Annotated in this window: 6 protein-coding genes; all 6 read left to right on the top strand. The window is 40.8% G+C overall.

Going from position 1 to position 9,313, the window contains the following annotated elements:
- The first annotated feature begins 161 nt into the window (after positions 1-161).
- The 6 genes from DW949_RS13580 to DW949_RS13240 all read left to right on the top strand — a co-directional run bounded on the left by DW949_RS13580 (position 162) and on the right by DW949_RS13240 (position 9,076).
- Positions 162-431: a restriction endonuclease subunit S gene (locus DW949_RS13580; RefSeq protein WP_147349066.1), complete on the top strand. Its 270-nt coding sequence runs from the start codon at positions 162-164 to the stop codon at positions 429-431.
- Positions 432-444: 13 nt separating this feature from the next.
- Entirely contained in the window at positions 445-3,624 is a 3,180-nt protein-coding gene (locus DW949_RS13260) for a type I restriction endonuclease subunit R (protein ID WP_118023650.1), read from the top strand.
- The gene (locus DW949_RS13255; protein ID WP_118023649.1) at positions 3,624-6,215 is read left to right on the top strand and encodes a SprT family zinc-dependent metalloprotease; all 2,592 of its coding nucleotides are present in this window, start codon (positions 3,624-3,626) and stop codon (positions 6,213-6,215) included. The genes DW949_RS13260 and DW949_RS13255 overlap by 1 nt, the downstream gene beginning before the upstream one ends.
- A gap of 23 nt (positions 6,216-6,238) precedes the next feature.
- The gene (locus DW949_RS13250) at positions 6,239-7,081 is read left to right on the top strand and encodes a DUF4357 domain-containing protein (protein WP_118023648.1); all 843 of its coding nucleotides are present in this window, start codon (positions 6,239-6,241) and stop codon (positions 7,079-7,081) included.
- A 330-nt stretch (positions 7,082-7,411) separates the two neighbouring features.
- Positions 7,412-8,656 (top strand): GIY-YIG nuclease family protein, encoded by a 1,245-nt coding sequence (locus tag DW949_RS13245; RefSeq protein ID WP_199595932.1) that lies wholly within the window; start codon positions 7,412-7,414, stop codon positions 8,654-8,656.
- A gap of 72 nt (positions 8,657-8,728) precedes the next feature.
- The gene (locus DW949_RS13240; protein WP_118023647.1) at positions 8,729-9,076 is read left to right on the top strand and encodes a hypothetical protein; all 348 of its coding nucleotides are present in this window, start codon (positions 8,729-8,731) and stop codon (positions 9,074-9,076) included.
- The last annotated feature ends 237 nt before the right edge of the window (positions 9,077-9,313 follow it).

Here is a 9,313-nt window from a genome sequence, read left to right as displayed (position 1 = left end):
TGTGGTTACGCGATATTTATTTGTTCAAAAAGTTGTAAACTGCTGTTAACAAATTAAATGTAAGAAAAAAACGCATTTGGTATATAAAAGAGCCAACAGGTAACGCCGTTTGTTCCGCTGAATTTATCCCGTTGTATTCAGAGGATATAGATTTACCTTTTTTGAGTTTTGTAGTTTCAAGGGATTCATTTACGAAGTATTTAGAAGATTGTTCATCTGGCTCTTCAAATAGTCAGAAAAGAGTAACTCCAGATATAATAATAGGAGCTAAAGTGTTTTTACCATCAAAAGATGAGCAAAGAGAACTAGGCATTTATTTTCAAAAAATTAATAACCTTATTACCCTTCATCAGCGTAAGTGTGAGAAGTACAAAATGATTAAACAGGGCATGATGGAAGACCTGTTGACCGGCAAGGTACGATTGAAGTAAGGGGGCTTTTACCATGAGCATCGGTGATTCAGAGATAAAAACACAGAAGAAGGTTATTGACTTCTTTAAAGATCAAAATATTTTAAGATACCAGTATCTAGGGAATTTGAAGGATATTCAGAATAAAAACATAAAGGAAGATCGCCTGCGGCGGTATCTCCATCTGAAAGGTTATTCTGATAGGCTATGTAGTGAGGCAATTCATCAGTTGCAGCAGTCAGCTGGCAATTTAGCCCATGGTATTTACGATGCAAACAAAAAGGTATATTCCTTACTGAAATATGGAGCCAAGGTCTACGAAAGTCCGGAACAGCCACCTAAGACGGTTTATTTCATTGACGAAGACAATCCACTCAACAATGATTTTGCGATTGCGGAAGAAGTCACCGTAGTGGATCAAACAGAGAAAAGGCCGGATCTGGTTATCTACTTAAATGGCATCGCGGTTGCTGTTATTGAGCTGAAGCGGAGCAGCATTTCTGTGTCGGAAGGAATACGTCAAAATCTGACGAACCAGAAAAACTCATTTATTCAGAGTTTCTTTAGTACGATGCAATTCTGTATGGCTGGCAATGAGTCTGAAGGACTGCATTACGGTACGCTCAATACACCGGAAAAATTCTACATGGAATGGAAAGCTGACGGCTTTAAAGAACATCAGGAAGAGCGTAGCCCGATGGATGTCCGTATCAGTAATGCGTGTGCGGGAATCGATAATAAACTGCTCAAGCAGCTCTATGCCATGTTTGATAAAGAGCGTTTTATCGACCTTATGTTTAACTTTGTAGTTTTTGACAAGGGTGTCAAAAAGGTGTGCCGTTATAACCAGTATTACGGCATAAAGCGAGCACAGGTCAGACTGAACAATCTTCGGGCAGCAATTCATGATGCGGGACGTAATCCAGATGATCCATTGGGCGGAATCATCTGGCACACACAGGGTTCCGGGAAAACGCTGACCATGATCTGGTTGGCAAAATGGATTCTGTCGCATTGGGGAGAGATAAATCCGCGTGTTCTGATTGTGACTGATCGTGAGGAACTGGACGAACAGATCGAGAAAACATTCAATGGTGTGGATGAGAATATTGTCAGGACGATAAGCGGACAGGATTTGATTGCACGTCTGAATAAATACGATGACTCGCTGATGTGCTCCCTGGTGCATAAGTTTGGCAGACGCGGCGGCGAGGCAACGGAAAATGATTATGACAAATATATAGAAGAACTAAAAAGTTCCCTTCCACCAGATTTTGAGGCGAAGGGAAACATTGTCGTATTCGTTGATGAATGCCACAGAACGCAGTCGGGCAAACTTCATCTGGCAATGAAGACGATTATGCCGAATGCTATCTTTATCGGATTTACGGGCACGCCGCTCCTTAAAAAAGACAAGAAGCTCAGCATTGAAGTGTTCGGTACATATATTCACACATACAAGTACAACGAAGGCGTGGAGGACGGAGTCGTCCTTGATTTGAGATATGAGTACCGTGACGTGCCACAGGACTTGTCATCGCAGAATCGTGTGGATCAGTGGTTTGACGTTAAGACGCGTGGCCTTTCCCCGCGGGCAAAAGCAAAGCTCAAAGAGAAATGGGGAACGATGCAGAAGGTCTACAGTTCCCGTTCACGTCTTGAAAAAGTAGCATGGGACATTATACAGGACTTTAACATGAAGCCTCGCCTTATGGAGGGAAACGGGAATGCGATATTAGTAGCGGATTCTATTTCAACCGCCTGTAAGTACTATGAGATCTTTCAGCAAATGGGATTTAAGAAATGTGCTATCATTTCTTCCTATACTCCCAACAAGGGAGAACTTCGAACGGATACCGTTAGCGATGAGGACGACACGGATACCTTCCTAAAGTATGAGACTTATCTGAAAATGCTCGGACTCGATCCGGAGAACCTTCCAAAGACCGGCTCCATCTTATCTAAGGTTGAAAAATTTGAGAAGGAAGCCAAGCGTAAATTCGTTGAAGAACCGGCAAATATGAAACTGCTTATCGTTGTTGACAAGTTGCTCACAGGTTTTGATGCCCCACCTTGTACATATCTATATATTGATAAGAAGATGCAGGATCACGGATTGTTTCAGGCTATTTGCCGTGTGAATCGTCTGGACGATGACACAAAGGATTTCGGGTACATTGTTGATTACAAACAACTTTTTGGGAAGCTTCAGACCGCTATGAAGGATTACACTTCTGGCGCATTTGAAGGATATGATCCGGAGGATGTCAAAGGTCTTGTCAAGGATCGCCATGATGAAGCCATCCGTTATTTTGAGGAAGTATATGACGCTTTAGAGGAACTTTGCGAGGGCGTTGAAGAGCCACAGGAGGATCTTCAGTACGAGCATTATTTCTGTGGAGTTTCAGGGCAGTCGGAAGAAAGCGATGAGATTTATGCAAGGCTTCGTGAAAAGCTTTATAGGCTGGTAAGCAGTCTTGTACGTGCTTTTGCTGAGGCAAAACCTTATCTCGTAGACGATGTTTCATCCAACAAACTGAAGGAATATGACGAAAAAGTCACATTCTACATTGAACTGAAGAAAATGATTGGCAACGCCAGCGGCGATTTTCTTGATTTGAAAGCTTATGAGCCAGATATGCGGAAAATAATCGACAATTATCTAACGGCAACAGACGCTCAGAAGATTGGTGATTTTGATGACCTTACGTTACTTGATTTTGTGGTAAATCGGGGCGAAACACTTACAGGTGATGCTGATAGTGGACATAAAGAAGGTGCTGCCGAAGCGATTGAAAATAATATCCGTAGAAAAGTAATTGAGAAGGTTACCGTTAACCCGCGATACTACGCTAAAATGTCTGAAATCCTTGACAAACTGATTGAGGAACGAAAAAAAGGCGTACTTGACTATGCCGAGATGCTCGAGCGCTATATTAAGTTGGCAAAGGATGTTGACCATCCGGAGGAAAACGCGAAATACCCGGAAGGCATACGCGGCAGCAAGGCACTGATGGCTATTTACGACAACACCGGGGAGGACGAGAAACTTGCCCTGCGAATTCATCAGGCGGTTATGGATAATAAAATGGCGGATTTTCGCAACAATAAGGTTATTGTGAAAAGAATCAAGAAAGCACTATTTAAGATTTTTGGCGATGATGCGGAGGTAGAACGTGTCTATAAAATCATTGAGAAGCAGGAGGAATATTAATGCGGATTGTCATATCCGGGATACCGATTGATGTGCAAAAAAAGAATATAAAGAACATGCATCTGCAGGTCAAACCGCCGGATGGACATGTCGTTATTTCTGCGCCTAAATCTGTCGATGACAAAGCCATCGAGGCTTATGCAAGAACGCAAATTAGTTTTATCAAACGCTCTATTGCTAAATTCCAAGATCAGCCAAGAGCTTCAAAAAGGCAGTATGTTTCCGGCGAAACCATGTATATCTGGGGAAAGCCTTACTATCTCGTCTTTAAGCCGGACAGTCAGAAAAATAGTTTTACTATACAGAATCAAAACGTCATCCTTGCCATGAACAGTAAGAGTACCGTCAAACAGCGGGAATCCTATGTGCGGGAAGAGTATCGCAAGATGTTAAAATCGGCGATTGAAAAACGCTTGCCACTCTGGGAGGAAAAAACAGGACTGAAATGTGATTCTTGGCAGACGAAGTATATGATTACCAAATGGGGTGCCTGCAATACGGAAAAACGGAAGTTGTGGTTTAACCTTCAATTGGCTCAGAAGGCACCACAATGTCTCGATTATATTATCTTGCATGAGCTGACCCATTTGATTACCCGGAAACATAATGCGACATTTACAAGTTATCTCGACCGGTATATGCCGAAATGGCGTGAAATAAGAAAAACACTGAATGACAGCCGACTTGATTACTATGAAGCTCATGATGAAAGCCCGCTGCAAAAATTGATTAATCGAGTACGCTATGATGATATTAAGGATGCGGCCTTAGCCTACCTGCGCAATGCACAGGTAGGCACTGATGAAAGAATAGAAACTTCTGATGTTACCCTTGAAAACGTCACGCATATCATGCAGCAGGTTGATGGCATCATTGGTTTTGATGTTATTGTCTCTTGTGCTGTAGAAAGAAGCGCGACTACTAAAAGTTATTTCATAGAAAAATGGTTGAGAATTCATTGCCAGGTCACGATAGGCATTGAACTTGACGGTTTTCGCATCATCCGTATTGGGGACTGCGATTCGCTTGGAGAAGATGAGCCAGAAAAACTGTCTGGTGAATTGGTGCCTATTATTTCCAGAGATCAGTTTGATGAAGAAGCGGAAAAGTTTTTATTGCGATATTGTCCGGAAGCTCTACAACATCCTATGCGCGTACCTATTTATAATATAGCCGAAGATTTAATGGGGCTGACCATTATTGACAATGTAAATTTGTCTGATGAGTTGACCTATTTGGGTACGATTGTTTTTGACGATGGCAATATTTTTGATTCACATCGAAAACTTTTAATCCGTAATGCGAAACGAGGTACAGTTTATCTGGATCCCCGTGTTACCTATGAACGTTCTGTTGGTACACTGCGGACGACATTAGCTCATGAATGTTTTCATTGGTATCGCCATCAACCGTATCATGCTTTGATGAAGATGATTGGCGCCAGGGATTCGATTGGCCGAGCGATTCAATGTGAAATTAATGCTAAAACGACGAATTCAGCAAAATGGAAAGCTGTCGATTGGATGGAATGGCAGGCAAAAGGTATCGCACCAAAAATCCTAATGCCCGCAAAAACAGTAAGGGAAAAAGCCGATAGTTTGCTGTCTGCGTACGGTGGAGCAGCAGTCGCGAATGCAGAAGCATACGAATCTGTAATTGATACACTGAAATCTCTTTATGATGTATCGCGACATGCAGCAAAAGCTCGCTTAATTGAATTAGGGTATCCGAAGGCAGAAGGGGCTTATCCTTTTATTGATGGGCATTATCTTCATAGATATTCGTTTGATGATAATTGTCTTGCCAAGAACCAAACATTTATAATTTCATATGCGGATTTATTCAAGGCCTATAGCTTCGATAAGGTGTTTCGAAGATTATTAAACAAGCATCAGTTTTTATATATTGATGGGCATCTTGTTTTAAATCGCAAAAAATACATCACTTCTGATGTGAAAACTGGCAAGGCAACTCTTACAGAGTATGCGTTATCTCATATAGACGAATGCTGTCTTATCTTTACTAAGGGGTATAGTTATCAGTCTAAATATCAAGGCGTTCGCTATTATGTGCAGTTTATGCACAGTTTGCCTCTGCAAGAAGGCCAGGTTGAATATTATTTTGAGATGAATGCGCATAATCGCTCATTACTTCAACAAATTCAGGAGGGTAAACAACGTGCGCTAAAACTTAGGAGATATCCAGGGTCTTTCGCTGAAACTCTTGTAGCTTTACAGAAAGAAAGACATCTTTCAAATCAGCAGTTATCAGAAGCATCTTTGGTAGGAATAAAAACGATTCAACGAATCAGGAATGATGAAGATTATCAACCAACTGTGCAAACGGTGCTAGGGCTGTGTGTGGGATTGAAACTACCACCGCCTGACGCTAAGATGTTTTTTGAAAAGTCAGATTGTAAATTAAATGCGATGAAATATGAGGGATATGCATATGAATGTATACTTGCATCATGCAGTGAAAATTCCATTTTTGAAATTAATGAAATGCTTGAAAAGAGTGGGATAAAGCCTTTAGGCAGTGATCCAGAACTTTCATATTCAAACTATCAACGTAAGACTAAGTCTGGCTAAGAAATTTAAGGAGTGAGTAGTAAATGCGTGGCCTAAAAATCTATTTAGCAGATGGCACTTATAATGGTACCGTTACGATGAGCAGTGACTCATCAAAAATATCTGCCATTCGCGTAGCGAAAGAAAACATACAAGATTATGAAAACGAACTAGATGGGCCGGGCATTTACCTACTTCTTGTTGGTTCTGATGCAGTCTATGTTGGTCAAACAGGTTTGGATACGATTCAAAGAAGAATTATGAATGCCCATTCAGGTGATATTGATTCTTCATGGCACACTGTCTTAGGGTTTAAATTTACAGATTCTAATATCAGCAGTAACGAATTACAATTTATTGAAAATGCGATGTGTGAATATATCCATACGCATTTTAATAAGTGCCTGACAATGAGTCCTCAAAAAGCGAATTGTACGAAAACATTTCGGAAGCGTCACTATCATCTTAGCGGGGTACAGATACATACTTGTGAAAATTATATTCAGGATATCAACTTTTACATCAATATATTTCCGGATGGGATTTTTACTTCTGTTCACAATGAAGAAGCAGGTAGAGAAATTCTGTACCTCTCTGGGAAGAAGGTACAAGCTACTGCCTACAGGGATGGAGAAAAATTTATTGTACGCAAAGGTTCAAAATTTAGTCAAACAGAAACGCAGTCGTGCCCGAAGTCCATTCACAAACGGCGCCAGGCACTGATTGCGGAAGGTACGATTAAAGAGGAGCGCTTTACGAAAGACTATCCTTTCGACAGCCCGTCAATGGCAGCTGCCTGTGTAACCGGAGGATCTGCTAATGGACGGAAATTATGGCTGTATCCTGATGGACAGAGTATTAATGAAAAAGAAGGTCCTAAACACTAGGTGGAGACGATGGTCAATAGAGGATTTGTTGGAGTAATTTGAGGTTGAGACGGTTAGTTTCTTTTCTATATAAGAAGAAGCTTTTTTGACATGTTTCCTTGAACGGCGGTAGGAAAATTCAGCAAGATTAGAAGTGTAGACATGTTTCCGCGAATCCCCAAATGATATTTATTGTGGTGAGGCGGTGTAGTGACATCGATTTTAGGCCGTCGAGCCACATTGAGTCGGTGGCATTGATGACGAGAACGCATTGATTGTTTGTAGGGGCGTGTTCGTGGCACGCCCGCTAAAATTATCTTATCATTTTATTTAATAAAGGGAGAGAAAAATATGTCATCTCTTGGAAAAAGCATAAATTTATACTTGATGGATGGCTCTGCTTCTGAGAGATGGCAGGCAAACTTGTCGAATTGGAATGGCGTGGCGTATAAGATTCCACGTGGAAAATTAAAAGAATGTAATGACCTATCTGATCTTAAGGCCCCTGGAGTCTATTTTCTTTTCGGAAAAGATGATGAAACGGGGAAATCATTTATTTACGTCGGAGAGGCGGATAATGTAGAAAAACGTTTATTACAACCCCATTCTTTTGAAAATGATGGCAGTTATTGGACAGAAGTAGTTACTTTCGTTACACCGGATGGGACATTGGAAAAGGGACGAGTCAAGTACTTGGAACATCGATTTTATACGATAGCACAAAAAGCAAAACGATATGTCGTTAAAAATGGTAATACGCCGCCGAAATCGCCATTGTCTAAACCGGTACAAGACTCATTGGAGGAATTTATTATCAATGTAGAGCTGATTCTTCCAACTTTAGGTTATTCTGCTTTTGTGCCACTGCCGTCTGAAGTTGATAAGGAAGGAGATGAACCCCTTCTTTATTTTAGTAGAAATCTAGGGAAGAGTGGTAAAGGCATAGGGTGTATTACATCAGAAGGCTTCTGGGTATTAAAAGGCAGCTTTATTTATCCGAAACTTGCTTCTTATATTTCCCAGGGCATTAAGAGAGCACGTAAGGCGTATGCTGGAATCATTGATGCCAATGGGATTCTTCAAGACGATATCTGCTTTGGGAGTCCATCTTACGCAGCTATGTTTATTTGCGGCAAAAGTTCTAATGGGCTTATAGAATGGAAAAATAAACAGGGAATTTCACTTAAAGAACTAGATATAGCAGAAACTACAATCCCTAAAGTCCCATCTGCTATACAGCCGAAAATATCATCCAGCCTGAGCGAGAAAGCAAAAAATGACAATATTAAAAACATGTTGCATCTTGCTGGGAGAAAAGTAAAAGCTACTGCTTATATTTCTGATAATCAGTTTATTGTATGTAAAAACTCTGAATTCAGTACTACCGAAACCCCATCATGCCCTAAGTATGTCCATGAGCGTCGTCAAGAATTAATGGCTGAGGGGAAGGTGCAAGATGGGTACTTTATAGAAGATGTACCCTTTAGCAGTTCATCAACAGTAGCTGCCTGTGTAACCGGGGGTTCTGCCAATGGTCGAAAGATGTGGTTATATCAGGATGGTCAAAGTATTAAAGAAAAAGAAGAACATGACTAACCTTTAGAACAGTTGTTTTGTAAGAGGAGAACATTAGCGTTAAAATTGGACTGAAAGGAGCGTGATTTATAAATGAAGGAAAAGCTAATAAATGGACTGATGGTAGCTGTATTGAGTATACTATTTTCATTCGGAGGTATGACAGAAATAAGCTATGCAGCAGATATTTATGCTGGGTCTAGCGATGGTGTTGATTTTTACGTTAGAGATAAGTACGGTACGTATCCGAATGTATACTCCAAGGTAATTGTTCAGAATCAATCTGGAGGATATATTACTTGTTGGTTTCATTTTAATCTTAGGAATGGGACCTATTGGGTAGAAAATAGCAGTGGCAATGTATTAGGTAGTGGATACACGAATAGTGAGCCAATTGCTGAAAATATTAAAAATATAACTTGTGCTCATGGTCGCGGATGAATATGTGAGTGACTTTAAAGCTATGGTAAATAAAGTAAAGATCCAGACCACGACCAGCTGATGGGTGAAGATATGGAATCGTCTGTACATTACGCTGATGAAACTGGCTGTAAATACGATCGTAGAAGATGTAAAGTAGGAAATAGCCGGTACGGGACATTGAGAAGGATGTTCCATGCCGGCTTTTTTATGGGGTCTAGTCCAACTTTTGTGGTTGGGCTAGACCTTTTTTTGTGG

It is taken from the genome of Megasphaera sp. AM44-1BH (assembly GCF_003467125.1).
Classification (GTDB): domain Bacteria; phylum Bacillota; class Negativicutes; order Veillonellales; family Megasphaeraceae; genus Megasphaera.
This window is presented reverse-complemented; position numbering and strand designations above follow the sequence as displayed.